Source organism: Nonomuraea sp. NPDC050310 (assembly GCF_040655795.1).
Classification (GTDB): Bacteria; Actinomycetota; Actinomycetes; order Streptosporangiales; family Streptosporangiaceae; genus Nonomuraea.
Genome location: NZ_JBFAKP010000003.1, coordinates 683,558 through 706,839, shown reverse-complemented (window position 1 = coordinate 706,839; position 23,282 = coordinate 683,558). Strand labels below are relative to the sequence as shown.

At 73.7% G+C, this 23,282-nt stretch carries 23 protein-coding genes; 10 read left to right on the top strand and 13 right to left on the bottom strand.

What is annotated here, in order from left to right; translation table 11 throughout:
• Positions 1-26: 26 nt before the first annotated feature.
• Together AB0I67_RS12855 and AB0I67_RS12850 are read right to left on the bottom strand one after the other, a co-directional pair.
• Complete coding sequence (locus AB0I67_RS12855) at positions 27-692, bottom strand: tetratricopeptide repeat protein (protein ID WP_357922109.1); 666 nt, start codon at positions 690-692, stop codon at positions 27-29.
• Between the two features lie 2 nt (positions 693-694).
• On the bottom strand, positions 695-1,261 hold the full coding sequence (locus tag AB0I67_RS12850) for a helix-turn-helix domain-containing protein (protein ID WP_357922106.1): 567 nt from the start codon (positions 1,259-1,261) through the stop codon (positions 695-697).
• Positions 1,262-1,308: 47 nt separating this feature from the next.
• Here AB0I67_RS12850 and AB0I67_RS12845 point away from each other — a divergent pair, with 47 nt between their 5' ends.
• Positions 1,309-2,166: a class I SAM-dependent methyltransferase gene (locus AB0I67_RS12845; protein WP_357922103.1), complete on the top strand. Its 858-nt coding sequence runs from the start codon at positions 1,309-1,311 to the stop codon at positions 2,164-2,166.
• Here AB0I67_RS12845 and AB0I67_RS12840 read toward each other — a convergent pair.
• The 3 genes from AB0I67_RS12840 to AB0I67_RS12830 form a co-directional block, all read right to left on the bottom strand.
• Positions 2,163-3,293: a winged helix DNA-binding domain-containing protein gene (locus AB0I67_RS12840; protein WP_357922100.1), complete on the bottom strand. Its 1,131-nt coding sequence runs from the start codon at positions 3,291-3,293 to the stop codon at positions 2,163-2,165. The two genes, AB0I67_RS12845 and AB0I67_RS12840, sit on opposite strands and share 4 nt — an antisense overlap.
• A gap of 25 nt (positions 3,294-3,318) precedes the next feature.
• On the bottom strand, positions 3,319-4,524 hold the full coding sequence (locus AB0I67_RS12835; protein ID WP_357922097.1) for a GNAT family N-acetyltransferase: 1,206 nt from the start codon (positions 4,522-4,524) through the stop codon (positions 3,319-3,321).
• A 73-nt stretch (positions 4,525-4,597) separates the two neighbouring features.
• The gene (locus AB0I67_RS12830; protein ID WP_357922094.1) at positions 4,598-5,104 is read right to left on the bottom strand and encodes a hypothetical protein; all 507 of its coding nucleotides are present in this window, start codon (positions 5,102-5,104) and stop codon (positions 4,598-4,600) included.
• A gap of 88 nt (positions 5,105-5,192) precedes the next feature.
• Here AB0I67_RS12830 and AB0I67_RS12825 point away from each other — a divergent pair, with 88 nt between their 5' ends.
• Positions 5,193-6,803 (top strand): DUF885 domain-containing protein, encoded by a 1,611-nt coding sequence (locus tag AB0I67_RS12825; RefSeq protein ID WP_357922091.1) that lies wholly within the window; start codon positions 5,193-5,195, stop codon positions 6,801-6,803.
• 207 nt (positions 6,804-7,010) lie between these two features.
• Here the strand turns inward: AB0I67_RS12825 and AB0I67_RS12820 are convergent, their stop codons facing one another.
• Positions 7,011-8,090, bottom strand: coding sequence for an ABC transporter substrate-binding protein (locus AB0I67_RS12820; protein ID WP_357922088.1), 1,080 nt, complete (start codon positions 8,088-8,090; stop codon positions 7,011-7,013).
• 236 nt (positions 8,091-8,326) lie between these two features.
• Here AB0I67_RS12820 and AB0I67_RS12815 point away from each other — a divergent pair, with 236 nt between their 5' ends.
• The gene (locus AB0I67_RS12815; protein ID WP_357922085.1) at positions 8,327-9,430 is read left to right on the top strand and encodes a hypothetical protein; all 1,104 of its coding nucleotides are present in this window, start codon (positions 8,327-8,329) and stop codon (positions 9,428-9,430) included.
• Here the strand turns inward: AB0I67_RS12815 and AB0I67_RS12810 are convergent.
• Positions 9,409-10,491, bottom strand: a complete 1,083-nt coding sequence (locus tag AB0I67_RS12810; protein ID WP_357922082.1) for an acyltransferase family protein — start codon at positions 10,489-10,491, stop codon at positions 9,409-9,411. The genes AB0I67_RS12815 and AB0I67_RS12810 overlap by 22 nt on opposite strands.
• A gap of 129 nt (positions 10,492-10,620) precedes the next feature.
• The gene (locus AB0I67_RS12805; protein ID WP_357922079.1) at positions 10,621-11,091 is read right to left on the bottom strand and encodes a D-alanyl-D-alanine carboxypeptidase family protein; all 471 of its coding nucleotides are present in this window, start codon (positions 11,089-11,091) and stop codon (positions 10,621-10,623) included.
• A gap of 163 nt (positions 11,092-11,254) precedes the next feature.
• Here AB0I67_RS12805 and AB0I67_RS12800 point away from each other — a divergent pair, with 163 nt between their 5' ends.
• The 3 genes from AB0I67_RS12800 to AB0I67_RS12790 are packed head-to-tail and all read left to right on the top strand — an operon-like array spanning position 11,255 to position 13,840.
• Entirely contained in the window at positions 11,255-11,935 is a 681-nt protein-coding gene (locus tag AB0I67_RS12800) for a response regulator transcription factor (RefSeq protein ID WP_357922076.1), read from the top strand.
• Complete coding sequence (locus tag AB0I67_RS12795) at positions 11,932-13,335, top strand: HAMP domain-containing sensor histidine kinase (RefSeq protein WP_357922073.1); 1,404 nt, start codon at positions 11,932-11,934, stop codon at positions 13,333-13,335. The genes AB0I67_RS12800 and AB0I67_RS12795 overlap by 4 nt, the downstream gene beginning before the upstream one ends.
• Positions 13,328-13,840 carry a hypothetical protein gene (locus tag AB0I67_RS12790; RefSeq protein WP_357922070.1) on the top strand — a complete coding sequence of 171 codons (513 nt, stop codon included), beginning with the start codon at positions 13,328-13,330 and terminating at the stop codon, positions 13,838-13,840. Before AB0I67_RS12795 ends, AB0I67_RS12790 begins: the two co-directional genes overlap by 8 nt.
• Here the strand turns inward: AB0I67_RS12790 and AB0I67_RS12785 are convergent.
• Positions 13,789-14,229, bottom strand: coding sequence for a MarR family transcriptional regulator (locus AB0I67_RS12785; RefSeq protein WP_357922067.1), 441 nt, complete (start codon positions 14,227-14,229; stop codon positions 13,789-13,791). The two genes, AB0I67_RS12790 and AB0I67_RS12785, sit on opposite strands and share 52 nt — an antisense overlap.
• Positions 14,230-14,316: 87 nt before the next feature.
• Here AB0I67_RS12785 and AB0I67_RS12780 point away from each other — a divergent pair, with 87 nt between their 5' ends.
• The gene (locus tag AB0I67_RS12780) at positions 14,317-15,537 is read left to right on the top strand and encodes an MFS transporter (RefSeq protein ID WP_357922064.1); all 1,221 of its coding nucleotides are present in this window, start codon (positions 14,317-14,319) and stop codon (positions 15,535-15,537) included.
• Here AB0I67_RS12780 and AB0I67_RS12775 read toward each other — a convergent pair.
• Positions 15,422-16,351, bottom strand: a complete 930-nt coding sequence (locus tag AB0I67_RS12775; RefSeq protein ID WP_357922061.1) for a DMT family transporter — start codon at positions 16,349-16,351, stop codon at positions 15,422-15,424. The two genes, AB0I67_RS12780 and AB0I67_RS12775, sit on opposite strands and share 116 nt — an antisense overlap.
• 69 nt (positions 16,352-16,420) lie before the next feature.
• Here AB0I67_RS12775 and AB0I67_RS12770 point away from each other — a divergent pair, with 69 nt between their 5' ends.
• Positions 16,421-17,341: a LysR family transcriptional regulator gene (locus tag AB0I67_RS12770; protein WP_357922058.1), complete on the top strand. Its 921-nt coding sequence runs from the start codon at positions 16,421-16,423 to the stop codon at positions 17,339-17,341.
• Here the strand turns inward: AB0I67_RS12770 and AB0I67_RS12765 are convergent.
• Together AB0I67_RS12765 and AB0I67_RS12760 are read right to left on the bottom strand one after the other, a co-directional pair.
• Positions 17,331-17,960 carry a class I SAM-dependent methyltransferase gene (locus tag AB0I67_RS12765; RefSeq protein ID WP_357922056.1) on the bottom strand — a complete coding sequence of 210 codons (630 nt, stop codon included), beginning with the start codon at positions 17,958-17,960 and terminating at the stop codon, positions 17,331-17,333. The genes AB0I67_RS12770 and AB0I67_RS12765 overlap by 11 nt on opposite strands.
• Positions 17,961-18,026: 66 nt before the next feature.
• Entirely contained in the window at positions 18,027-19,562 is a 1,536-nt protein-coding gene (locus tag AB0I67_RS12760; protein WP_357922193.1) for a long-chain fatty acid--CoA ligase, read from the bottom strand.
• 147 nt (positions 19,563-19,709) lie between these two features.
• Here AB0I67_RS12760 and AB0I67_RS12755 point away from each other — a divergent pair, with 147 nt between their 5' ends.
• Together AB0I67_RS12755 and AB0I67_RS12750 are read left to right on the top strand one after the other, a co-directional pair.
• On the top strand, positions 19,710-21,245 hold the full coding sequence (locus AB0I67_RS12755) for a GMC family oxidoreductase N-terminal domain-containing protein (protein ID WP_357922053.1): 1,536 nt from the start codon (positions 19,710-19,712) through the stop codon (positions 21,243-21,245).
• Positions 21,246-21,495: 250 nt separating this feature from the next.
• The gene (locus tag AB0I67_RS12750; protein ID WP_357922050.1) at positions 21,496-22,332 is read left to right on the top strand and encodes an alpha/beta hydrolase; all 837 of its coding nucleotides are present in this window, start codon (positions 21,496-21,498) and stop codon (positions 22,330-22,332) included.
• Here AB0I67_RS12750 and AB0I67_RS12745 read toward each other — a convergent pair.
• Positions 22,269-23,258: a methyltransferase domain-containing protein gene (locus tag AB0I67_RS12745; RefSeq protein ID WP_357922047.1), complete on the bottom strand. Its 990-nt coding sequence runs from the start codon at positions 23,256-23,258 to the stop codon at positions 22,269-22,271. The two genes, AB0I67_RS12750 and AB0I67_RS12745, sit on opposite strands and share 64 nt — an antisense overlap.
• Between the last annotated feature and the right edge of the window lie 24 nt (positions 23,259-23,282).

Here is a 23,282-nt window from a genome sequence, read left to right as displayed (position 1 = left end):
GGGCCGTTTTCGGGCCGCCCGGGGCCTCAGGGCTCCGGGCGTTCCACGGACCTAGCGTGGGCGCGCGCCTCCTCGACCTGACCCAGGATGCGCGCCGCCCCCGCCTCGGCGGCCAGCCCGGCCGCCTCCTCCGCCAGCTCCCGGGCCTCGGCGTGCCGCCCCTGCGCCGCGGCGAGGTGGATCAGCCCCACCTGGTTGGCCGCCACACCCGCCCAGAGCCCGAGCTCGCGGCGGAGCCGTACCGACTCTTCGAGCCGCTCCCGGGCACGATCGAGCTGCCCGGCGGCATGCGCCGCGATGCCCAGATGCCGCAGCGCCTCGGCCTGCGTCCTCCGCGCCCCGTGCTCGCCCGCCAGCCCGGCCGCCTGCTCCAGCAACGGGACTGCGGTGTCGTGATCGCCGAGCACCACCTGGTGGAAGCACCCCACCCAGAACAGTGCCTCGGCCTCACCCACCGGATCCCCGAGCGCCCGGTAGATCCCCAGCGCCTGCTCGAACAACCCGAGCTCGCCCGGATCAGCCTGCCGATCGGCCAGAAACCGGGCGTGCAGCACCCGCCCCCGCCCCACCAGCAGATCGGCCTCGACCGCCGACAGGGCGCGTTCGGCCGTGGCCAAGGCGCCGGTGTCACCGGCGTACACCGCGCGCTCGTAGAGCTCCAAGGCCTGGTCGATCCGTGCGTCCGCGCTCATGCTCACTCCAAGGTCCGTAGGTGGGTGCGCTGGCCTTCGTGGTCGAGGATGCCGAGGATCTCCACCGGCCCGTCGTGCGCCCCGAAGGCGTGCGGGATCATGGTGGAGAACTCCGCCGCCTGGCCGGCCTCGACCAGGATGCGGCGCTCGCCCAGGGCGAGCTCCAGCGTGCCGGACAGCACGGTGAACCAGTCCCGGCCGGGATGCACCTTGAGCGCGGCCGGGTCGGTGGGCGCGGGCCTGGTCAGCCGTATCTTGGCCACCGAGGCGCCCGGCTCGCGGGTCAGCATCCAGGTGGTGACGCCCCGCTCGGGGTCGTGGTGCGGCCGGATGATCACGTCGGTGTCGTCGGCGGGCTCGACGAGCTGGTCGATCGTGCTGCCCAGGGCGTGCGCGATCGCGCTGAGCTGGTCGAGGCTGATGCGCCGGTGGCCGGTCTCGATGCGGCTCAGCGTGGACGGGCTGAGGTAGCACCGCCCCGCCAGGTCGTCGAGCGACCAGCCCATCGCCACGCGAAGCCCCCGGATCCGCTTCCGGACGAGGGCGTCCACGTCGTTGTCTTGCTTCATACGCAAGATGGTATGTCTCTAGGGCAAGTACCGCCTACTGTCGAAGCATGACGAAGCACGCGCACCACCAGCACGGCCATGATCACGACAGCGAAGCCCTCATGGCCGAAATGCTCGATCTCGACGCCGAGGTGCTCCGCGAGCCCCTGGCCGAGGTTGCCGACTGGCTGGCGGAGCTGGCGGGCGAGCCCGCCCCGGCCCGCCTGCTCGACCTGGGGGCCGGCACCGGCACCGGCACGCTCACCCTGCTGCGCCGCTTCCCCGGCGCCGAGGTGCTGGCGGTGGACCTGTCCCCGCGCTACCTGCACGGCCTGCGGCACAAGGCCGGCGAGCTCGGCCTGGCCGAGCGGGTCCGGACCCTCCAGGCCGACCTCGACGCGGGCTGGCCGGCGGAGGCCCGGGAACTGGACCTGGTCTGGGCGGCCGGCTCGGTGCACCACCTGGCCGACCCCGACCGGGTGCTGCGCGAGATCCTCGCCGCGCTGCGGCCCGGCGGGCTGGTCGCGCTGGTCGAGATGGACGGCTTCCCGCGCTTCCTGCCCCACGACCTCGGCTTCGGCCGTCCCGGCCTGGAGGAGCGGCTGCACGCCGCCCGTGCCGAGCGGCACGCCGAGGAGATGCCGCACCTGGGCGACGACTGGGGTCCCCGGCTGACGGCGGCCGGGTTCACCGAGGTCACCGAGCGTGTCGTCTCGCTGGAGCAGCGCTCGCCGGTGCCCGGCCTCACCCGCCGGTACGCGCAGGTCACCCTGCAGCGCTTCCGCGAGGGCCTGGGCGGCCAGGTGGCGGCCGACGACCAGAAGACGCTCGACGTCCTGCTCGACGAGCACTCGCCCGGCGGACTGCTGCGCCGCGATGACCTGCACCTGCGGGCCGAGCGCCACGTCTGGGTGGGCCGCCGCTAACCGGGCAGGACTCGCACGTCGACGCCGGGCAGGCCCTTGACCCACCAGTGCCCGAACCGCCGGTACAGGGCCGGGTCGCGGCCGGAGAAGAAGGCGGTGAGCGCCGCCGCCTCCACGGCCAGCCCGGCCCACTCCGCCTCGGAGAGCGGCCGGAAGGCGGTCGCCTCGATCCCGCCCTCGACCACCCGCCACACCCCGGCGACGTACCCGTCCACCAGCAGGGTCGGCAGCACGTCCCCGTTGCGCTGGATGACCGCGGGACGGAACTCGGCCGGAATGATCCGCGCCCGGTCGGCGTAGGCCAGCAGCACGTTGTCCCACATCCCCAGCAGCCGGGCCGGCGCGGGCGTCGCCTCGTCCGGCACCTCGCCGCCGGCCAGGTCGAACAGCTCCGTCCCGCCGGGCCCCTCGACCCGGCGCACCCGCTCGCCGAGCCGGGCCAGTTCCTGCCGGATCAGCGGCCGCCCGAGCAGGGTGAACTGCGCGACATCGGCCACCGACGCCGGCCCGAACGCGCCGAGGTAGCGCAGCACGAGCTCCCGCAGCCCTTCCTCGGCCGAGCTCGGCTCACCGCCCGCGGCCACGAACGAGGCCCGGCCCGTCTTGAACGACCACGGGCCGCCGGTGGGCGCGTGGTGCAGCCGGGCGAAGGTCCGCAGCGCCCACCAGACCCGTTCGCGCGGCTCGCCGAGCGCCGTCTCCAGGTACTTCTCGATCTCCCCGGCCGTGCGCGGGGTCAGCGCGAACTCGTCCAGCCCCGGCAGCAGCGCGTCGGCCTCGGCGACGGTCAGCCCGCTCTCGGCGAACCGGGCGTCGTGCAGCCGGGAGGCGCGCAGGTTCGGCGTCATCACCGCGTGCAGCGCCGGGTAGTCCTCGATGTGCACGGCGTGCAGGGTGAGCCGCATCAGCGACGCCTTGACCACGCCGCGGTCGGCGAACAGCGTGTCCAGGTCGGCCGCCTCGAAGCCGGCCAGCCTGTTCCACAACGCCAGGTACGGCGAGGCTGCCTCCTGGGCCTGGAGACCGACCAGATGCCGGACGGCGTCGGGGACGGACAGCTCGGCACGGCTCAGGAGGAGCTGGCGCTGGAGGGTGGCCCGGTTGAGCTGCCGCGCGGTGAGACTCATAGACCCATTGTCGGTTCGGAGGATTTCAGTACGGGAGGTAGAAGCTGAGCACGTCCGCGGTGAGCGGCGGGAACAACGCCCGGTACAGCTCACCACCGTAGACGTCGGGCCGGATCCGGCCGAGCCCCTCCAGCCCGTGCGGCCCGAAGAGCAGCGCAGGCAACTGGTCGGGAGCCACGCCCACCCCGCCCACCGAGCCCGGTCCCTGCATCGTCCCGCCGGTGACCACCTCGCCCAGCCCGTCCTCGGTGACCGGGATGCGGTAGTGCGCCCCGTAGGTGGAGATGACCAGGTTTTTGCCCGTGTGGTCGATCCCGGCCGCCGCCAGCCGCTCCTGGAACACCGGCCGCAGCCGGTCGAGAAGCGTCGCGACCTCCGGGATGCGCACGTAGTACTGCTCGGCGCCGGTGCGCGGCCGGTACTCGGCGAACTCCCGCCAGGCCGCGTCGGTGACCGTCCCGGCCCGGTGCACGACCTGCACCTGGCTGCCGGGGAAGCGCGCGTGCACCGCGCGCAGCAGATCGAGCGCCGCGGCCTCGTCGAGCGCGGCGGCCTCGGCCAGGAGCACCTCGTCACCGGGCGGCATCGTGCGCCCGGTGGCCACGACCACGCCGTCCCGGTCGAGCACCCACGTGGTGCTCGCCTTGTGCTCCAGCAGCCAGCGCCGGCAGGGCGCCGAGTGCGGCATGGCCACGTCGAACCCGCTCTGCGCCGCCTCCTGGAGCCTGGTGATCGCCGGCAGGTCCTCCGCCGTGGCCTCGCGCAGCACCGGCGTCCCCTCGCCGCCCGGCACGGTGTGCACGGGCAGGACGGGCGGGATGTCGATGGCGTACTCGTAGCCGAACAGCCGGTAGAAGTACGGGATCCCGATCATCGTCTGGATCACGTGGCCGCGCGCCGCCGACCGTTCGTGCGCCCAGGCCATGAGCGCCCGCACCAGCCCGCGGCCCTCGTACTCGCTGTCCGTGGCCACCAGCTCGACCTGACCGGCGGGCAACCGTACCCCGCCCACCCGCACCTCCTCGTCCAGGAGGGTCGCGGTGGACACGACGCGCTCGCCGTCGACCACCACCGCGCACGAGGCCCAGCCGGCCTCGGGATCGGTGACCACCAGCCGGAGGTCGACCGCGTCGGCCGGCTCCATCCGGGCGGTGATCAGGGCGCTGATCTGGTCGAGATCGCCGGGCCGCGCCTCACGGAGGACGAGGGTGGAATCGAGGGTGCTGCTCACGGCGGGGACTATCCCAGCTCGGCGACGCCCCCGTCCACCCGATTTTCCCGGCGACGGCTCCGGTGGTCTCCCGCTAGTACCCGCCCAGGATGGCGCTGTCGATGATCACGTGCAGCGGGTGGTTGGCCCCCACCCCGAAGGCCAGCGCCAGCGTGTACCCGATCGCCGCGCCCGTGGCGTCGGCCTCCTCGGTCCACTCCGCGCGCGGGCCCTCCTCCAGCACCGTGATCTCGCCCATCGGCGTCCGGTCCGGGTGGCGGACCAGCAGGCTCGTCTCGGGGGTGTTCGGCGTCAGCTCGTACCCGGTCTCGCCGGCCGTCACCCTGACCCGGTAGGAGCGGCGGGTCAGCCCGCCCGGCCCCAGCTCCAGTACGGCAGGCAGGCCGTCCACCGTCACCGAGAGCACCTCCGGGGTGCGGGTGCCGATGGGGGCCGCGGCCTTGGCGGCGAGCAGGTCGAGATCGCGGCGGATGAACGTCTCGGGGATCTCCGCCCCGGACACGCCGAACCGGCCCTGCTCGCGATCGGCGGTCAGGAAGATCTCGCCGAATCGGGCGTCGGTCACCGTCTGCTGGCTCATGGAGGCAGCGTAACCGGGATTCCTTGCGGGACGCTTTCCGCAGGCCGCCGGTGCATGCCACCGCAAGATGTCCGGATATCGTGCGACAGTGACTCCGATTTTCCGTCTGTGCGATGAGCACATCCTCCGCGCGGCCGAGCTCGACCCGCTCGACGCCGTCTACATGGGCATCAACGGCGACTTCGGCCCGGCCACCGACTACAGCCCGGACGGCCACGCCGCCAGGGCGGAGCACATCCGGGCCACCCTCGCCAAGCTCGACACCCTCGAGCCCACCGGCGACGCCGACGTCCAGGCCGCCGCGCAACTGCGCGAACGCCTGGAGAGCCGCCTGGCCTGGCACGACAGCGGCGAGCCGTACCGTGACCTCAGCGCGCCCTTCGGCCTGGTCGCCGGCGTGCGCGACAGCATCGACATGCTGCCCCAGGGCGACGACGAGCAGTGGCACAAGATCGCCACCCACCTGGCCGCCATCCCCGGCATGCTCGCCACCTACCGCGTCACCCTCGACGAAGGACTCGCCCGCGGCCTCACCGCCGCCCGCCGCCAGGCCCTCGGCGCCGCCGAGCAGGCCGAGCGCTACGCAGGCACCCACGACGGCCTGCTCGCCGACTACGGCGACGGCCCCGTCGCCCGCGACCTCGCCGACGCGGTACGGCAGGCGCACGAAGGCTACGCCGACTTCGCCCGCTACCTGCGCGAGCGGTACGCCCCCAATGCCACCGAGCGCGACGCCGTCGGCCTCGACCGCTACCGCATCGCCGCCCGCGACTCCCTCGGCGACGACATCGACCTGCACGACGCCTACGCCTGGGGCTGGGCCGAACTCGAGCGCATCGAGGAGGAGATGGCCCGCGAGGCGCACGCCATCCTGCCCGGCTCGACCGTCTCCGAAGCCATCGCCCACCTCGACGCCACGCAGTACGTCGACGGGCCCGAGGCCTACCTCGCCTGGCTCAAGGAGCAGCACGCCAGCGCGATCGCCGAGCTCGACGGGGTGCTGTTCGACATCCCCGAGGCGCTCAAGACCGTGGACGTCGTGCTCAACCCGGGCTCCACCTCCGGCGCGCCGTACTACACCGGGCCCAGCGAGGACCTCTCCCGGCCCGGACGCACCTGGTGGCCGCTCGGCGGGCGCACCAAGTTCGCCACCTGGAGCGACCTCAGCACCGTCTTCCATGAGGGCGTGCCCGGCCACCACCTCCAGCTCGGCGCCGTCGCCGTCGCCGGGGACAAGCTCTCCCGCTTCGCCCGCTTCTCCTGGGTCAGCGGGCACGGCGAGGGCTGGGCGCTGTACGCCGAGCGGCTGGCCGACGAGCTCGGCTGGTTCTCCGCGCCCGGCACCCGGCTCGGCATGCTCACCGCCCAGGCGCTCCGCGCCGCCCGCGTCGTCATCGACCTCGGCGTCCACCTCGAACTGCCGATGGCCGACGGGACGGCCTGGACCTTCGAGAAGGCGGTCGACTTCCTGCGCGACCGCGGCCGGGCCGAACCGCACACCGTGGTGCCCGAGGTCATCAGGTACTTCGGCTGGCCCGCCCAGGCGATCAGCTACAAGCTCGGCGAGCGGGCCTGGCTGGAGGCCCGGGCTGCCGCTCAGGCCAAGCCCGGCTTCGACCTCAAGGCGTGGCACACGGCTGCCCTGGACCTCGGCCCCATCGGCCTGGGCACCCTCCGCCAGGCCCTCGACCGCCTCTGACCCCCCCGGCGCGGAGGCATTCCGCGCCGGGAAAGCGGTGAGGGTGCCCTCCGGAACCGGGCGAGCCCTTCGAGGTTCGCCCGGTGCGGTGGACCGATCAGGGGAAGGCCCGGCAGCGCCGGGCCTCACCCCCAACGGCTGGAACAACCGGGAGACCTCCGGCTCCCACAGCGGGAGGACCTCCGCCCGGAGCCGCCCGGGGCGGGTTCAGCCCGAGTGCAGGACCCGGAAGTGGTCGAGGGTCTGCGGGTCGCGCTCCACGACCTGGATGGGCGGCCAGGCCCACTGCCAGACGTTGATGCCCGGCACGCGGGTGAAGCTGATGACCCCGCGGGTGCCCTCGACGGAGACGTGCGGCCAGGCGGCGGCTACGCGGGCTCGGTCCGCGCCATGGGTGCGGAGCACGTCGGCCAGGACGGTGATGGTGTCGTAGCCCTCGAAGGCCACAAACGACGGCGCGCCGCCCAGGCGGGAGCGCAGGGCGGGGTCGACGCGGGTCCCGAGGGGGGTGAGCTGCTCGGGAAGGTAGCGCAGGAACGGGATCCCGGCGCCGTCGGCCCCCAGGGCGGCCAGCCATTCGGCGAACTCCGGCTGCCCGGCCGGGGCGCCGATCAGGAGGCCGGTGAGGCGGGGGTCGGCGCGGACGGCCTTCACCACCGGCACCGCCGGGTCCGGGATGCCGGACAGCATGAGGAGCGCGGTGGCCTGGGACCCGGCGAGGGTGTCGCAGACGGCTGCGGCGTCCAGGGTGTTCAGGTCGAGCTCGACCAGGGTGCCGCCGCCGGCGGCGAGGTGCTCGCGCAGGATGCGGGTTCCCGAAGCCCAGTAGACGCTCGGCTGCGTGGCTACGGCGACCTGCCGGTGTCCGGCGCCGAGGAGGAAGTCGGCGTACAGCCGCCAGCCGCGCGACTGCGCCGGGGCGATGCGGGCCACCCACTCTGACGGCTGGTCGATGAGGGCGTCCAGGACGGCTGACGAGCAGAGGTACGGCACGCCCAGGGCATCGGCTCGGGCGGCGACCGCTCGGGCCACCACGCTGTGGTATTCGCCCACCAGGGCGGTCACACCCAGCCCGGCCAGCTCGTCGACCGCCGCCTCGGCCTTCTGGGCGTCGGCCGCGGTGTCACGGACCACCAGGTCGAGCTGAACACCGCCGCCGGCGTTCACCTCGGCGGCGGCCAGCTCCAGACCGGCGAGCAGGTGTTCACCGGCCTGGACCCACCCGGGCCGGGACAAGGGGGCGAGCACACCGATCCGGACGGGGGAACTGGTGGGGGGCGTGGTCATGTGGTTCGGCATCTCCCGGAGGGGGCGGCCCGGCTGGGACCGCTGATCGACATCAGTGAGGCAGAGAGTAGCCGAGGGCGGAAAACGGGCCGCCTCGGCCTCCTGCCCCGATCGGCTCCGGGACGCCGGGTCCGGCCCAGGTTCCCTCGGCGGAGGGAAGGGCCTCCCCTCGCCGGGGGAGGTTCGCCGCCCGGCCGCCCGGCAGGCTCGTCCGCGGAGATCGAAGAGGAGTGGGCATGCGCCGGATGTCGGTGTCGTCGATCGTCTCGCTGGCAACGCTGGCCGTGGCGGTCCTGTGGTGGTTCGTCCCGGAGAGTTACCCGTACGGGGCGGCGAGCGAGGTGTCGGTGGGGTTCAACCACTGGGTGGAGCGCGAGGCCGGGACGGCCCTGCTGGCCGCCTCGGGAGTGCTGGGGTTGCTGGTGGCGCCGGCGCAGCGGTCGCGGCCTCGGCTCGCGGCGGTGGGGGCGGCGGTCCAGGGGGCGTTCTTCCTGCTGGTGATGTGCGACGCGTCGGTGCTGGCCTCGCTCGGGTACGCGATGATCCCGGCCGTCGTGGCCGGGGTCGTGGCGCTGGTGGCGATCGGGGTCCTGCGGCGCCGCCCGGTCGCGTACGGCGCGGCGCTCGTCCTGGTCGGCGGGGTGGTGCTGGCGCTGACCCTGACGGACGCGCTGCCGCACTACGTGGCCGGCCTGGCCACCGGCTTCGGGCGTTTCGCGGAGCGGATCGCGTGGTCGTGGGCGATGGCGATCGCCGCGGTGACGTGGGCGTGGCTGGCCTACCGCGGGCTCGCGCAGCCGGAGGAGGCGGCGAACCCGCGCTGGGGCCGGACCGTGACGATCCTGGCCGCCCTGGGCGGCGTGCCGTACGCGGTGGCCCGGCTGTCCTGGGCGACGCCGTGGCCGCTCGGCGGCTTCGACCCGCGGACCGGGCACGTCGAGCTGCTCGCGCAGCCGGGCGGCGATCCGGCCACCCGGCTGCAGGGGTTCATGATCGGGATGAGCGCGGTCCTGGCCGTCGTGCTGACGCTGGGCCTGATCAGCCGGTGGGGCGAGGTCTTCCCGCGCTGGGTGCCCCGGGTGGGCGGGCGGCCGGTGCCGGTGCTGCTGGCCGTGGTGCCCGGCGCCTTCGCCGCCCTCGCGTTGTGCGTCTCGGCGCCCGGCGTGCTGGCCACCGCCGTGCAACTGGGCTCGTGGCTGGACGGCGTGCTGTTCGTGCTGCTGTTCCCGTGTCCGGTCTGGGGGCCGCTGCTCGGGGCGGCCGTGCTGGCCTACTGGCGGCGGCGCACCACGGCCGTGAGCGTGGCCGTGGGCGCGGGTCAGACGAGCGCGCGCAGGTAGGGGACGCGGGACAGCGCGATCGAGGCGCCGAAGGAGAGCGCGAGCACCATCAGGTAGGTGCAGCCCAGCAGGAGCGGGGCGTGGGCGTCGGCCAGCCAGGGGGCCAGCCGCTTGATGGTCTCGAAGACGAGCAGGTGCATGAGGAAGACGCCGAAGGAGGCGTCGGACAGCCGGGTGAGCCACGGGCTGGGGCGGAGGTGGCGCAGGGCGGAGCGGCCGACCAGGAACACGGCCAGGGACAGGGCCATGACGGCCGGACCGAGGTAGCTCACCGGGCTGACCAGGGCCAGCAGGCTGCCCGGGGCGGCGGTGCCGTACTGCCAGACGATCTCGGCGGCCAGGACCAGGGCGGCGAGCCCGGTCCAGAGGGTGGCACGGCGGGTCAGCAGCACGTCGCGGACGGCCCAGCCCAGCACGAAGTAGCCGACGTAGGGCCACCACATCGTCCAGACGCCGAGGGAGAGCGGGCGGGCGAGGCCGAGCGACTCGGCCAGGCCGGGCAGCAGGAAGGCGACCGCGGTCCACCCGAGGAGCGTCGCGGCCAGGACGCGGGCGCGGCGGGGGCCGCCGCCGGACAGGAAGGCGGCCAGCACGGGGGCGACGGCGTAGAGCCCGAGGACGAGCCAGAGGAAGTACAGGGCGGTGAAGACCTTGGCGTCGAGCAGCATCCGGGTCACGCCGGCGGCGGTGAGCTCCTCGCCGCGCAGGAAGGCACGGACGACGAACAGGTAGATCAGATGCCAGGCGACCAGCGCCGGGACGATCTTCTTGGCGCGGCGGGCGTAGAAGGCGGCGACGCCGCGGGAGTGCGCGCGCGGGTCCAGCGTCAGGACGCCGCTGATCATCACGAAGACCGGGACCACCCAGACGAACCCGAGGTCCAGGGCGGCTCCGGCCCACCAGGTGGGGGTGCCGCGGAGATCGGGGGCGACGACGATGAGGCCGAACAGGTGGATGGCGACCACCCCGCAGACGGCGAGCACGCGCAGGGCGTCGAGGGAGGCCACGCGGGTGCCGGCGGCCGGAGGTGCGAGCGGCGGGCGGAGGGTGGTGGGGGCCACGGTGGGACGCCTTCCGGTTGGGGACCGGGGTTCATCGTGGTTCATCGTGGCCGTGGGGGGTGGAGCGCGGGCGCGGTGACGACCGCATCGGGACCGGCGCTCGACCGTTTCCTTACGAAGATCGTCAGGTCAGCGGGCATGGGTGCCGTCGGGGAGCAGGCGGGGACAGCGCTTGGAGGGCCGGTACTCGAAGTGCCACCACTCGTTGGCATAGATCCGGCAGAGCCGGTAGCGCCCGGCGGTCTGCTCCAGCCAGCGGGCGGCCGGTTCCGGGCCGAGGTCGAGGGCGGTGCCCTTGACGTGCGCCGACTTCTCCGGAGGGAGCACGTACTTGGCCGCCTCCTCCGCCGAGCCGTACCGGCCGACCGCCTCGCGGAACTCGGCCCGCTGCTGGTCGGGGGTGCGGTACCCGGAGGTGATGCGCAGCTCGAAACCGGCGGCCTTGGCGGCCTTCGCGGCCTTGAGGTAGGCGGCGCGGGTGCCGGCGGTGAGCCCGGTGGTGGGGTCGGCCGAGGCGTGGCTGATGGCCTCGCAGGCGGTCAGGAGCAGGACGAGGCCGAGCGCGAGAACGGCCGGGAGCGGGTTCCGGTGCAGGTTCATGCCTGTCACCGTCGTTTCGAGGTGACCTGGGTTCGTCGCCGAAATGTCACGGCCGTGCCACAAGCCGGGCCACAAGCCGGGCCACGCCGGGAAATGTCATGGCCGTGCTACAGAAGCCGGCGATCAACCTGGGCATACGCCACCGCCGCCGATAATTGACGGCATGGCGCGCGTACTCCTGGTCGAAGACGACCCCTCGCTCCGGCGAGGGCTCAGCATGGGCCTGCGCCGTCAGGGCCACCAGCTCCACGAGGCCGGAACCGGCGAGGAGGCGCTCGAACTGCTCCGCGCGGCGGTACCCGAGATCGTGGTCCTCGACCTGATGCTCCCCGGCATCGACGGCTTCGAGGTCGCCCGGCGGATCAGGTCCGCGGGCACCACCCCGATCATCATGCTGACCGCGCGCGACGACGACCTCGACATCGTCAGCGGCCTGGAGGCCGGCGCGGACGACTACGTGGTCAAGCCCATCCGCCCCCGCGTCCTGGACGCCCGGATCCGGGCGATCCTGCGCCGGGGCGAGCGCGTGCCCTCGGGCGCCGAACGGTACGGCGAGCTGGAGATCGACCGCGACTCGCTGACCGTGACCCGGGCCGGGCAGGAGGTCGCGCTGACCCCGACCGAGCTGCGCATGCTGCTGGAGCTGTCCCGCTCGCCGGGCGTGGTGATGTCCAGGCAGCACCTGCTCCAGGCGGTGTGGGAGCACGACTTCCTGGGCGACTCCCGCATCGTGGACGCCTGCGTGCAGCGGCTGCGCGCCAAGATCGAGCCGAACCCGGCCCGCCCGGTGCACGTCAAGACCGTGCGCACCTTCGGCTACCGCTTCCAGCCGGACCCGCGGTGAGCGGCGGGCGGTGGCTGCGCGGGCTCCGGCCGCGGCTGATCCTCGCGTTCACCGCGCTGACCCTCGTCACCGCCGCCGCCACGGCCACCGCCACCTACGTCCACGCCCGCAACCTCATCCTCGACAAGGTGCAGGTCACCCTCGGCCTCCAGGTGCGCGAGACGCTCACCCAGCTCGCGCCCATGCTCGACCACCCGCTCGACGAGCAAGGGATGACCGAGATCATGGAGGCGCTCGACCCGCCCTCCAGCACCGACGCGGTCGCGGTGTTCCTGGGCGGCAAGGTCGTGCACAACGACGAGCGGCTGGCGACCGCGATCCCGGCCGAGCTGCGCCGCGCCGTCGCCGGCGACCGGCGCCTGGCCTGGCAGCGCTACATCCTGGACGGCACGCCGTACCTCGCGGTGGGCACCGTGCTGACCGGCGGCGGCGGGCCGGAGCCCGAGGTGTACGTGGTCAGCTCCCTGCGCGAGGAGCAGGCCGAGCTGGACTCCATGGCCCGGATGGTGGTGCTGATCGTCGGCGGCGCGCTGCTGCTGGCCGTCCTGCTGGCCGTCCTGTCGGCCGGGCAGGTGCTGCGGCCGGTGCGCGAGCTCGGCCGCGCGGCACGGCGGATGGCCGGCGGCGACCTTCAGGTACGGCTCCGCCCCCGGGGCAACGACGAGCTGGCCGAGCTGGCCGCGACCTTCAACACCACCGCAGCCACCCTCGACCGCACCCTGCGCTCGGCCCGGCGCTTCGCCGCGGACGTCTCGCACGAGCTGCGCACCCCGCTGGCCACCATGATGGCGGTCGCCGAGGTGCTGGAGGAGGAGAGCGCCCGCCTCGACGACGACCTGGCCGAGGCCAGCCGGACGGTCGGGGCGGAGACCCGCAACCTGGCCAGGCTGGTGGAGGACCTGATGGAGATCTCCCGCTTCGACGCCGGGGCGGCCACGCTCTCGCTCGGCGAGCTCGACCTGGCCACGGCGGTCGAGGCGTGCCTGCGGACGCGGGGCTGGACGGACGCGGTGCGCACCGACCTGTCGGCGGGGGTCGTCGCCTCGGTGGATCCCCGCCGGTTCGAGGTGATCGTGGCGAACCTGGTCGGCAACGCCCTGCGGCACGGGGCGCCCCCGGTGGAGATCGCGCTGCGGCGCGAGGCGGAGGAGGTGGTGATCACGGTGACCGACCACGGGCCGGGCCTGCCCGACGGGCTCGGCGAGCGGATCTTCGAGCGCTTCGTCAAGGGTGACGCCGCCCGCACCCGCGACTCGGGCCACGACGGCGGCAGCGGCCTCGGCCTGGCGCTGGCCTGGGAGAACGCCCACCTGCACGGTGGCACGCTGATCGCCGGCCGCGCCCGGGACGGCGGCGCCGAGTTCACCCTGCGCCTGCCGCTGGACGGCCGGCATGCGTAGCAGCCTGCGGTGGCTGGCCGCGCTGGCGCTGCTGGTGGCGACCGGCTGCGGGATCCAGCCGTCGGACGCGATCGACGCCGGCCCGGCGCCCTCCGGTCTCGGCTCGGGCCCGCGGCTGTTCTTCGTCAAGAACGGCGCGCTGCACTCGACCGTCCGCCGGGCCGAGGGCTTCCACCGGCCCGAGACGCGGCTGCGCCTGCTGCTGGCCGGGCCCAGCGAACTGGAGCGCGAGCTGGGCCTGACCACCGACCTGCCTCGCGGGCTGACCCTGGAGACGCTCATCCTCGGCTCGGCCGTGACCGTCTACCTCGGCGGCGCGAAGCAGCTGTCCCCGCTGGCGGTCAGCCAGGTCGCCTGCACGGCGGCGAAAGGCCCGAGGGGCCGGGGCGTCGTCCGGGTCGTCCTGCTGGGCGGGCGCGAGGAGACGGCGAGCTGCCCATTCGACCGCCCGGATCAGCCTCCGCTCAACAGCGCCCCGGCCAACGGCCCCAGCTCGGGTTCCTGAGCGGCCTCGTCCAGCACCTGCTTCAGCACCGCGTCGTGCACCGGGCGGGCGGCGGCGAGCAGCTCGCACCCGGCCGGGGTGACCTCGGAGTAGATCCCCCGGCGGTCGTCCTCGCACAGGTAACGGCGCAGCAGCCCGCGGTTCTCCAACCGGGTCACCAGCCGCGTGGTCGCGCTCTGGCTGAGCACCACCGCCCGGGCGAGCTGTTGCATGCGCATGTGCCAGCCGTCCTGGCGGCCGAGCACGTCGAGCACGGTGTACTCGCTGACGCTCAGCTCGTGGGCGCGCTGCAGTTCCTTCTCCAGCCGGTCCTCGATGCGGGCGTGCAGGGCGGCGAGGGTGCGCCAGCCCTGCGCGCGCGCCTCGACGGCGTCGTCGGCGATGGCCACGTTTGCCCCTCCAGCTACTTGTGTGCTTATGTAGTCGGCGCGTGCAACTAATGCACACGCTTACTAACGTCGTCTGGGGGATAGTGTATGCCTCTCGCCCTGTTCGCCCTCGCGATCAGCGCCTTCGGCATCGGCACCACCGAGTTCATCATCAACGGGCTCCTGCCCGATCTGGCGGCGGACTTCGGCGTCTCGATCCCGGTCGCGGGCCTGCTCGTCTCCGGCTACGCCCTGGGCGTGGCGATCGGCGGGCCGCCGCTGACCATGCTCGGAGGCCGGCTGTCGCGCAAGCACATGCTGGTCGCGCTGATGGTCCTGTTCATCGCCGGCAACCTGCTGTCGGCCCTCGCGCCCTCCTACGGCGTGCTCATGACCGGCCGCTTCCTCGGCGCCTTCGCGCACGGCGCGTACTTCGGCGTCGGCTCGGTCGTCGCGGCCGAACTGGTCGCCCCCGGCCGCCGGGCCAGCGCCATCGCGCTGATGTTCACCGGGCTGACCCTGGCCAACGTGCTCGGCGTCCCGCTCGGCACCTGGATCGGCCAGGCGTACGGCTGGCGCGCCACCTTCTGGGTCGTCGTCGGCATCGGCGTCGTCGCGCTCGCCGGGGTGCTCGCCCTCGTCCCTCGCCAGCCGCGCCCGCAGGTCAGCATCCGGCAGGAGCTGGCCACCTTCCGCTCCGGGGCGGTCTGGCTGGCGCTGGCGATGACCGTGTTCGGCTTCGCGCCGGTCTTCGCGGTGATCACCTTCATCGCGCCGATGATGACCGACGTCGGCGGCTTCTCGCCGGGCGCGGTGCCGATCGTCATGGCGGTGTTCGGCGTCGGCCTGGTCGTGGGCAACCTGATCGGCGGCAAGCTGGCCGACCGGGCGGTCCTGCGCAGCATCCTGGCCTCGGTCGGCCTGCTGACCGTCCTGTCGGTCGTGGTGGGCTTCGTCGCGAGCAGCCAGATCGCCTTCATCGTCGCGATCACCCTGTTCGGGCTGGCCGGCTTCATGGCCGTGCCGCCCCTGCAGACCCGGGTCCTGGACGCCGCCGCCGGAGCGCCGACGCTGGCCTCGGCGGCCAACATCGGCGCGTTCAACGTCGGCAACGCCATCGGCTCCTTCGCCGCGGGCCTGACCATCGACGCCGGCTTCGGCTACACCGCGCCCGCCTGGACCGCCGCCGTCCTCGGCCTGGTCGGGCTGGGCGTCACCGGCCTGGCTCTGCACCAGAGCCGCCGCGCGGCAAAGCCCGCCGGCCCGGGATCTGAAGGACAGCCACCGACGCCAGCACGGCCAGGCCACCGGCGAGTTGCGGCGCGCTGAGCCGCTCGCCGTACACCAGGGCGGTGGACGCCACGGTGATCGCCGGCTCCACGCAGGACAGGATCGCCGCGGTGGGCGCGCCGACCGCGCGGATGCCGGCGAACATGGTGATCACCGGGACGACCGTCGAGACGACGGCGAGCACGACGGTCCACACCCAGGCGTCGAGCCGGACCGGCAGCACCAGCGTCCCGGTGGCCGCCGCGGTGAGGCCGATGCTCGCCGCGGCGCCGGTGCAGACGATCGCCGACAGCAGGTACAGGTCGAGCCCGGCGGGCAGCCCGGCGGCGACGGTCAGGTAGAGGGAGTAGGCGACCGCGGCGCCCAGGGCGAGCAGCACCCCGGCCGAGTGCGCCGAGCCGCCCGCGCCGAGCAGCAGCACCAGCCCGGCCGCCGAGCAGGCCAGCGCCGCCGCCCGCCGTACGTCGAGGGACTCGCGGCGCAGCAGCACCGCCAGGACGGTCACCAGCGCCGGGTAGGCGTAGAGCAGCAGCGAGACCAGCGAGGCGTCGGCCAGGGTGAGCGCGCCGAAGAAGAAGGCGGCCTGGCAGGCGTACCCCACCGCGCCGAGAGCCGCCGCGACCGCCAGCGTACGGCGAGGCGGCACCCTCGGCCGCCGCCAGGCGACGATCGCCCAGAACAGCGCCGCGGCGACGGCGAAACGCACGGCCAGCAGGGTCGGCACGCCGACCCCGGCCGCGTAGGCCTGCTTGGCGAACAGGGGCGACAGCCCGAACCCGGTCGCCGAGACCAGGCACAACAACGCGCCGGCGGACACCACGGACCGGCGCTGGACGGACGACGTGCGGGTCATGCGACGACGCTAGAGAGCGGCGAGCCATCGAGGTAGCCTCGCTTTTCTTCACCAGCCATAGGAGTCGCCTTGGTCTCCCTCCACCAGTTCCGCTGCTTCCTGGCCACCCTGGAGCACGGCTCGTTCACCGCCGCCGCGACGGCGCTCGGCTACGCCCAGCCCTCGGTCTCGGAGCAGGTCAGGCTGCTGGAGCAGCACCTGGGCACCGCGCTGTTCCGGCGGGCGGGCCGGGGCGTGGTGCCGACGGAGGCGGCGGCGGCCCTGCGCCCGCACGCCGCGGCGGCCCTGGCCTCGGTCGAGGCGGGCGTGCGGGCGGTGACCTCGGTCCGCGAGGTGCTCACCGGGACCGTGCGGTTCGGGGTGTTCAACATCGCGCACTACTACCTGGGCGCCGACCTGGTGGCCGACGTGCTGGAGCGGCATCCGGGCGTGCGGATCGAGATCACCTGCCAGAACTCCGCGGCGACCATCGACGACCTGCGCAAGGGCCGGCTGGAGGCGGCGTTGATCGCGTTGCCGCTGGACGACGAGGCGCTGACGGTGAGCCAGGTGCTGCGCGACGAGTTGGTCTACGTCGGCACCGACCCCGACCGGCTGCGCGAGCCGGTCACCGCCGCGGCCCTGGCGGAGGCGACGCTGGTGCTGCCGGACGTGAGCTGGCGCGAGGAGGACTCCACCCGCCGCCAGCTCGCCCGGCTGGCCGAGGGGGCGGGCCGGGTGTTACGCACCCGGGTCGAGGTGGACAGCGTGGAGATGGCGCTCGACATCGCCGCCCGCGGCCTGGCCGACACGGTCTGCTGGCGGCTGGTGCTGCAGCGGCTGGGCAGCCGGCTCCCGGCCAACCTCCGCTGGGTGCCGCTGAGCCCGCCGATGTTCGAGCGCTTCGCCATCGCGCACCGGCCGCTGGGCGAGATCTCCCCGGCCACCCGCGTGGTGGTGGAGCTCGCCGCCGCGCGCATGCGCGCCCTCGACACCGGGCTCAGGAGCTGAGCCGGGCGCTGCCCAGGACGTGCGCGGTGCGCGGGATCATCGGCTGCGGCGCGAAGCCGAACCGCTCGGCCGTCTCGACGCGGAAGCCGGCCCGCTCGATCTCGGCCTGGGTGGCCCGGTTGGGGTGGCAGCCGGCCGCCGCCTTGCTCCAGAGCGGGGTGATCAGGTCCTCGAAGAGCCCGAGCAGCGGGTTGGCCGAGCGTACGTGCTCGTAGAAGCGCAGTTCGCCGCCCGGCCGCAGCACCCGGGCGAGTTCGGCCAGCGCCCGCGGCACCGACGGCACGCTGCACAGCACCAGCGAGGCGACGGCGGCGTCGAACGGGCCGTCCGGCAGCGCCTCGGCGTGCCCGTCGACCACGGTGACCGGCACGGGCGCGCGCGCCGCGGCCCGCTGGGCGAAGCGCCGGAGCGTGTCCTCGGGCTCGACCGCGACCACCTCGGTGACCGCCGGGGGATAGTGCGCGAAGTTGCGCCCGTCCCCGGCGCCCACCTCGACCACCCGCCCGGCGAGCCCGGCCAGGAGCCGGGCGCGGTGCTTGCGGCCGCCGCGCCGGTCGGCGGTCTCGGCGGCCTGCACGTACATCTCGGCGAAGCGCGGGTGCTGGAACTGCTCGCTCATCCGGGGCCCCCTCCAGTCCTCCTCCCGTTCTACCCCCGGGACGAGGCGGGCGCGGGCCCGGGGCGGCTAGCGCAGCTCGCGCTTGAGGATCTTGCCGGTCGCGGTCATCGGCAGCGCCTCGCGGAACTCGATGATCCGCGGGTACTTGTAGGCCGCCATGTTCTCCTTCGACCAGGCGATCAGCTCCTCCTCGGTCACGCTCACGCCGGGGGCCGGGATGACGTACGCCTTGACCTCCTCGCCGTGCGAGTCGTGCGGGACGCCGACGACCGCCACCAGCGACACCGCCGGGTGCGTCATCAGCACCTCCTCCAGCTCGCGCGGGTAGACGTTGAAGCCGCCTCGGATGATCATGTCCTTGGCGCGGTCGACGATGGCGTAGTAGCCGTCGGCGTCGCGGGTGGCGATGTCGCCAGTGCGGAACCAGCCGTCCTTCATCACCTCGGCGGTGGCCTCGGGCCGCCCGTAGTAGCCCTTCATGATGTTGTGGCCGCGGATGGCGATCTCGCCGGGGCCCTCGCCCTCGATGGTGTTCCAGTCGCCGTCGATCAGGCGCATCTCCACGCCCCAGATCGGGAAGCCGATGGTGCCGGGCTTGGTGGGCCGGCCGAGCTGGTTGAAGCTGGCCACCGGCGAGGTCTCCGACAGGCCGTAGCCCTCCAGGATCGGGATGCCGAAGGTCTTCTCGAAGTCCTTGAGCACCTCGACCGGCGAGGAGGCGCCGCCGGCCACCGCGACCCGGAGCGTGTCAGGCACCTCGACGCCGTCGGCGTGGATCTTCGACAGCAGCGCCCAGTACATCGTCGGCACGCCGGCGAAGATGGTCACGCCCTCCTTGCGCATGATCTCCAGCGCCTCGCCGGGCTCGAAGCGCGGCTGCAGCACCAGGGTGGCGCGGCGGCGCAGGCCCATGTTCATCACGCAGGTCTGGCCGAAGGAGTGGAAGAGCGGCAGCACGCAGAGGGTGACGTCGCCGTCCGGGTTGCCGGGGAACATCTCGTCGCTGACGATGGCGTTGGTCAGCATGTTCATGTGGGTCAGCTCGGCGCCCTTGGGCTGGCCGGTGGTGCCCGAGGTGTACAGGATCACCGCGGTGTCGTCCGGCGCGGTCTGCACGGTCTCGAACTCCGCCGACATGCCGCCCAGCGCCGCCCAGATCGACTCGCCGTGCACCGACTCGGTGGCCAGCGGCGTGGCGGGCAGCACGAAGAACTGCTCGCAGCCCTCGGCCGCGTCGAAGCCCTCGCGCCCGCGCGCGCCCATCGGCAGCTCTGGGGAGCCCTCGAAGCAGAACAGCGCCTTGGCGTCGCTGTCGGCCAGGTGGTAGGCGATCTCGCGCGGCTGCAGCAGCACGTTGAGCGGCACGACGGTGGCGCCGGCCTTGAGGATGCCGTAGTACACGAAGGGGAAGTACGGCAGGTTCGGGCAGAGCAGCGCGACCTTGTCACCCTTGCCGATCCCGCGCGCGACCAGGAGGTTGGCCACCTGGTTCGCCACGGAGTTGACCATGGAGTACGGCAGGCGCATGTCCCCGAAGACCACCGCGGCGCGGTCCGGAGCGTTCCGTGCGCTGTCTTCCAGGATGATCGACAGGTTGAGCATCGCGGCCCTTTCCTCGGTGCGTGGTACGAGCCACATCTTTGCAGGACCCTCATACTGACCGGTAGGTAACAATGGTTACGAAACCGTATGGACGAGGTCGGCATCCCGGCGTATGCAAGTAGCTAGTTACCTGCGCCGGGAGGCCCCATGGAGTACGACTACGTGATCGTCGGAGCGGGATCGGCGGGCTGCGTCCTGGCCAACCGGCTGTCGGCCGACCCCGCCGTCGGCGTCGCGCTCGTCGAGGCCGGCGGGCCCGACGACAAGCTGGAGATCCGCATCCCCGCGGGCTTCCCCAAGCTCTTCAAGACCGCCTACGACTGGGACTACACCACCGCCAAGCAGTCCGAGATGCTCGGCCGCGAGCTCTACTGGCCGCGCGGGCGGATGCTCGGCGGCTCCTCCAGCCTCAACGCCCAGATGTGGGTGCGCGGCTGCGCGCTCGACTACGACCAGTGGGGCCTGCCCGGCTGGACCTACGAGGACGTCCTGCCGTACTTCCGGAAGGCCGAGCGCCGCGTCGGCAGCAACCACGGCGGCGTGTACGGCGAGGCCGGCCCGCTCTACATCTCCGAGCAGCGCAGCCCCAACGTGATGACCGGCGCCTTCCTGCGTGCCTGCGAGGAACTGGGCATGCGCCGGCTCGATGAGCTGAACGGCCGCTCCAACGAGGGCTGCTGCCAGACGCCGGTCACCCAGAACCGGGGCCGCCGCTGGAGCGCCGCCGACGCCTACCTCAAGCCGGTCGCCAAGCGCCCCAACCTCAAGGTGATCAGCGGCGCCGAGGTGGAGCGCGTGCTCTTCGAGGGCGGCCGCGCGGTGGGCGTCCGGCACGGCGGGACCACGCTGGGCGCGCGGCGGGAGGTCATCCTCGCCGCCGGCGCGATCGGCTCGCCCCTGCTGCTGCTGAAGAGCGGGGTGGGACCGGCCGAGGACCTGGCCGCCGAAGGCGTGGAGGTGGTGCACGACCTGCCCGAGGTGGGCCGCAACCTCCAGGACCACCTGGCCAGCGGCGTCCTGCTGACCACCCGGCAGCCGCTCTCCATCGCCACCGCCGACTCGCTGCCCAACCTGCTGCGCTTCGTGGTGCTCCGGTCGGGGCCGTTCACCACCAACGTGGGGGAGGCGGTGGCCTTCATCAGGACCACGCCGGACGAGCCCGCCCCCGACATCGAGCTCATCTTCGCGCCCGGGCCGTTCGTCAACCACGGCCTGGACAAGCCCACCGGCCACGGCCTGACCGTGGCCGCTGTGCTGCTGCAGCCGGAGAGCCGGGGGCGGGTGACGCTGAGCGACGGCAAGGCGGTGGTCGACCCCGGCTACCTGACCGCCCCGGCCGACGTCGAACGGCTGGTCGCCGGGCTCAAGACGGCCAAGAAGATCCTGGCCACCGACGCCATGCGCCCCTACGCGGGCGGGCCGTACCCGCCCTACACCAACCCGCGAACCGACGAGGAACTCGCGCAGTGGGTGCGGGAGAAGGGGGAGACCCTCTACCACCCGGTCGGCACCTGCCGGATGGGCGCCGACGCGGCCTCGGTCGTCGACCCGGAGCTGCGCGTGCGCGGCGTCGACCGGCTGCGGGTGGCCGACGCCTCGATCATGCCGACGCTCAACCGCGGCCACACCCACGCCCCGGTGATCATGATCGGGGAGAAGGCCGCAGACCTGATCGCGACCTGAGCAACCCCGGCGGCAACAGGGCGCCCACCCAGCGCCCGGCCGCGCTCAGGGCCCCTCGAGGTGTGGCCGTGCCGTACAACGCCGAGGCGCCCACGCCCTGCACCCGCGGAAGAGGGTGAGCACGAGGGCGTCGGGGGCCAGGGTGAAGACCACCAGCACGATGGTGAGGCACGCGAGCGCAAGGACCCATCCCCGTCGCATAGGCCTCTTTGGTACGCCCGAACCGGGACGAATGCTAGGTTTCCCCGCTATGGAGATCAGGACCGTCCACGCCAACGGGGTGGAGTTCGCCTACCTGTCCCTAGGCGACGGCCCCCTGGCGTTGTGCCTGCACGGCTTCCCCGACACCGCGCACACCTGGCGCCACCTCATGCCGGAACTGGCCGGGCGCGGCTACCGCGCGGTCGCGCCCTTCATGCGCGGCTACGCGCCCACCGAGGTGCCCGACTGCTTCGAGCTCGGCGCGCTGGCCGCCGACGTCGCCGCGCTGCACGAGGAGCTCGGCGGCGACGCCGACGCGGTGGTCATCGGCCACGACTGGGGCGCCTTCGGCGTGTACGGCACCGCCGGCCGCTTCCGGCGCGCGGTGGCGATGAGCGTCATGCCGATGGCGCACCAGGCCCGGGTCTTCCTCCGCTACGAGCAGCTCAAGCGCTCCTTCTACAGCTTCGTCTTCGCCACCGGCCTCGGCGAGCTCGCCGCCACCCAGCCCGGCTTCTGGGGGTCGCTGTGGGCCGACTGGTCGCCCGGCTACGACGCCCGGGCCGACCTGGAGTTCGTCCGGCGCAGCCTGGGCGAGCCGGCCAACCTGAGCGCCGCGCTCGGCTACTACCGGGCGCTGCTCGGCACCGCGCCGCCCTCCGGGCGCTACGCCGCCGAGCAGGCCGCGGTCCAGGCCGGACCGGCCGGGGAGATCCTCTACCTGCACGGCGCCCAGGACGGCTGCATGGGCGCCGAACTGGTCGAGGGCCTGGACCAGGCGCTCCCGGCCGGTTCACGGATCGAGCTGGTCGCGCAGGCCGGTCACTTCCTCCACCTGGAACGACCCGCCGAGGTCAACCGGCTCATCCTCGACTGGATCTCATAGATCGTCACCAGCCGGCCGGACAGCCGCAGGCCGTGCCGGGCCCGCACGCGCAGCCCGAAGCGCTCCTCGAACGGCTCGTGCAGCAACGCCACGATCCGGCCGCCGGGCCGTACCACCCGGGCCAGCTCGCGCCAGAGCAGCTCGGGCCGCTCGGCCAGCCGGCCACGGGCCGGCACCTGACGGTTCCACGGCGGGTTGACCAGCACCCCGTCGACGCTCCCCGTCGCCAGCGGCAACGCGCCCGCGTCGGCGCGCGCCCACCAGCCCGCCGGGTCGTTGACCCGCGCGGCGGCGGGGTCCAGGTCGAACCCGACGTAGGCGGCCGGCCCCTGCCGGGCGGCCTCGATCAACGTCGTGCCCGCCCCGCAGCACGGGTCGAGCACGGTGCCCTCCGGGCGCACCAGCCGGGCCATCGCCGCCGCGACCGGCGGGTGCAGCGTCCCGGGCACCGAGGCCAGCTTGTACGGCCGGCGGTGCGCCGGCCGGCCGCCCGGCCGCCAGGCGAGCACCGCCTCGTCGCCCTCCACCGTCACGCGCCACGCCATCGTGCCCTCCGGCGGCGCCTGCCCGCCGCGGCGGCTGTGGTACGGCAGGCCGTACACCCGGGAGAGCGCGGCGCCCGCCGCGTCCTCCAGGTCGTGGCGGGTGTAGGCGCGGCGCCCCACGAAGGAGGCGCTCACGTCGAGCCCGCGGCCGGCGGGCGGCAGATCGGGCCGGAGGCCGCGCAACCGGCCGAGGTCGGCCCGGGCGGCGCCGACTCCGGTGACGATCGCGCCCACCACCAGCACGTCGTCGGCGGTGTGCAGCTCGGGTGGCGCGCCGGCCTCGAACCAGACCTCGCGGTGGCGCACGCGGCGCACCGGTCCGGCGATCTCCTGGCAGGCGAAATTCTCAAGTCCCCGGACAGTCCGGGCGAGCAACAGCATGGGTTCTCTTCCACGTCGCGACCC

Bases quoted from the DNA above. Each gene is read 5' to 3' on its own strand.
- AB0I67_RS12745 (WP_357922047.1), bottom strand. From the start codon at position 23,258: ATGCTGTTGCTCGCCCGGACTGTCCGGGGACTTGAGAATTTCGCCTGC.
- AB0I67_RS12805 (WP_357922079.1), bottom strand. From the start codon at position 11,091: ATGAACCTGCACCGGAACCCGCTCCCGGCCGTTCTCGCGCTCGGCCTC.
- AB0I67_RS12800 (WP_357922076.1), top strand. From the start codon at position 11,255: ATGGCGCGCGTACTCCTGGTCGAAGACGACCCCTCGCTCCGGCGAGGG.
- AB0I67_RS12775 (WP_357922061.1), bottom strand. From the start codon at position 16,351: ATGACCCGCACGTCGTCCGTCCAGCGCCGGTCCGTGGTGTCCGCCGGC.
- AB0I67_RS12760 (WP_357922193.1), bottom strand. From the start codon at position 19,562: ATGCTCAACCTGTCGATCATCCTGGAAGACAGCGCACGGAACGCTCCG.
- AB0I67_RS12780 (WP_357922064.1), top strand. From the start codon at position 14,317: ATGCCTCTCGCCCTGTTCGCCCTCGCGATCAGCGCCTTCGGCATCGGC.
- AB0I67_RS12820 (WP_357922088.1), bottom strand. From the start codon at position 8,090: ATGACCACGCCCCCCACCAGTTCCCCCGTCCGGATCGGTGTGCTCGCC.
- AB0I67_RS12845 (WP_357922103.1), top strand. From the start codon at position 1,309: ATGACGAAGCACGCGCACCACCAGCACGGCCATGATCACGACAGCGAA.
- AB0I67_RS12750 (WP_357922050.1), top strand. From the start codon at position 21,496: ATGGAGATCAGGACCGTCCACGCCAACGGGGTGGAGTTCGCCTACCTG.
- AB0I67_RS12840 (WP_357922100.1), bottom strand. From the start codon at position 3,293: ATGAGTCTCACCGCGCGGCAGCTCAACCGGGCCACCCTCCAGCGCCAG.
- AB0I67_RS12815 (WP_357922085.1), top strand. From the start codon at position 8,327: ATGCGCCGGATGTCGGTGTCGTCGATCGTCTCGCTGGCAACGCTGGCC.
- AB0I67_RS12850 (WP_357922106.1), bottom strand. From the start codon at position 1,261: ATGAAGCAAGACAACGACGTGGACGCCCTCGTCCGGAAGCGGATCCGG.
- AB0I67_RS12830 (WP_357922094.1), bottom strand. From the start codon at position 5,104: ATGAGCCAGCAGACGGTGACCGACGCCCGATTCGGCGAGATCTTCCTG.
- AB0I67_RS12855 (WP_357922109.1), bottom strand. From the start codon at position 692: ATGAGCGCGGACGCACGGATCGACCAGGCCTTGGAGCTCTACGAGCGC.
- AB0I67_RS12790 (WP_357922070.1), top strand. From the start codon at position 13,328: ATGCGTAGCAGCCTGCGGTGGCTGGCCGCGCTGGCGCTGCTGGTGGCG.
- AB0I67_RS12755 (WP_357922053.1), top strand. From the start codon at position 19,710: ATGGAGTACGACTACGTGATCGTCGGAGCGGGATCGGCGGGCTGCGTC.
- AB0I67_RS12765 (WP_357922056.1), bottom strand. From the start codon at position 17,960: ATGAGCGAGCAGTTCCAGCACCCGCGCTTCGCCGAGATGTACGTGCAG.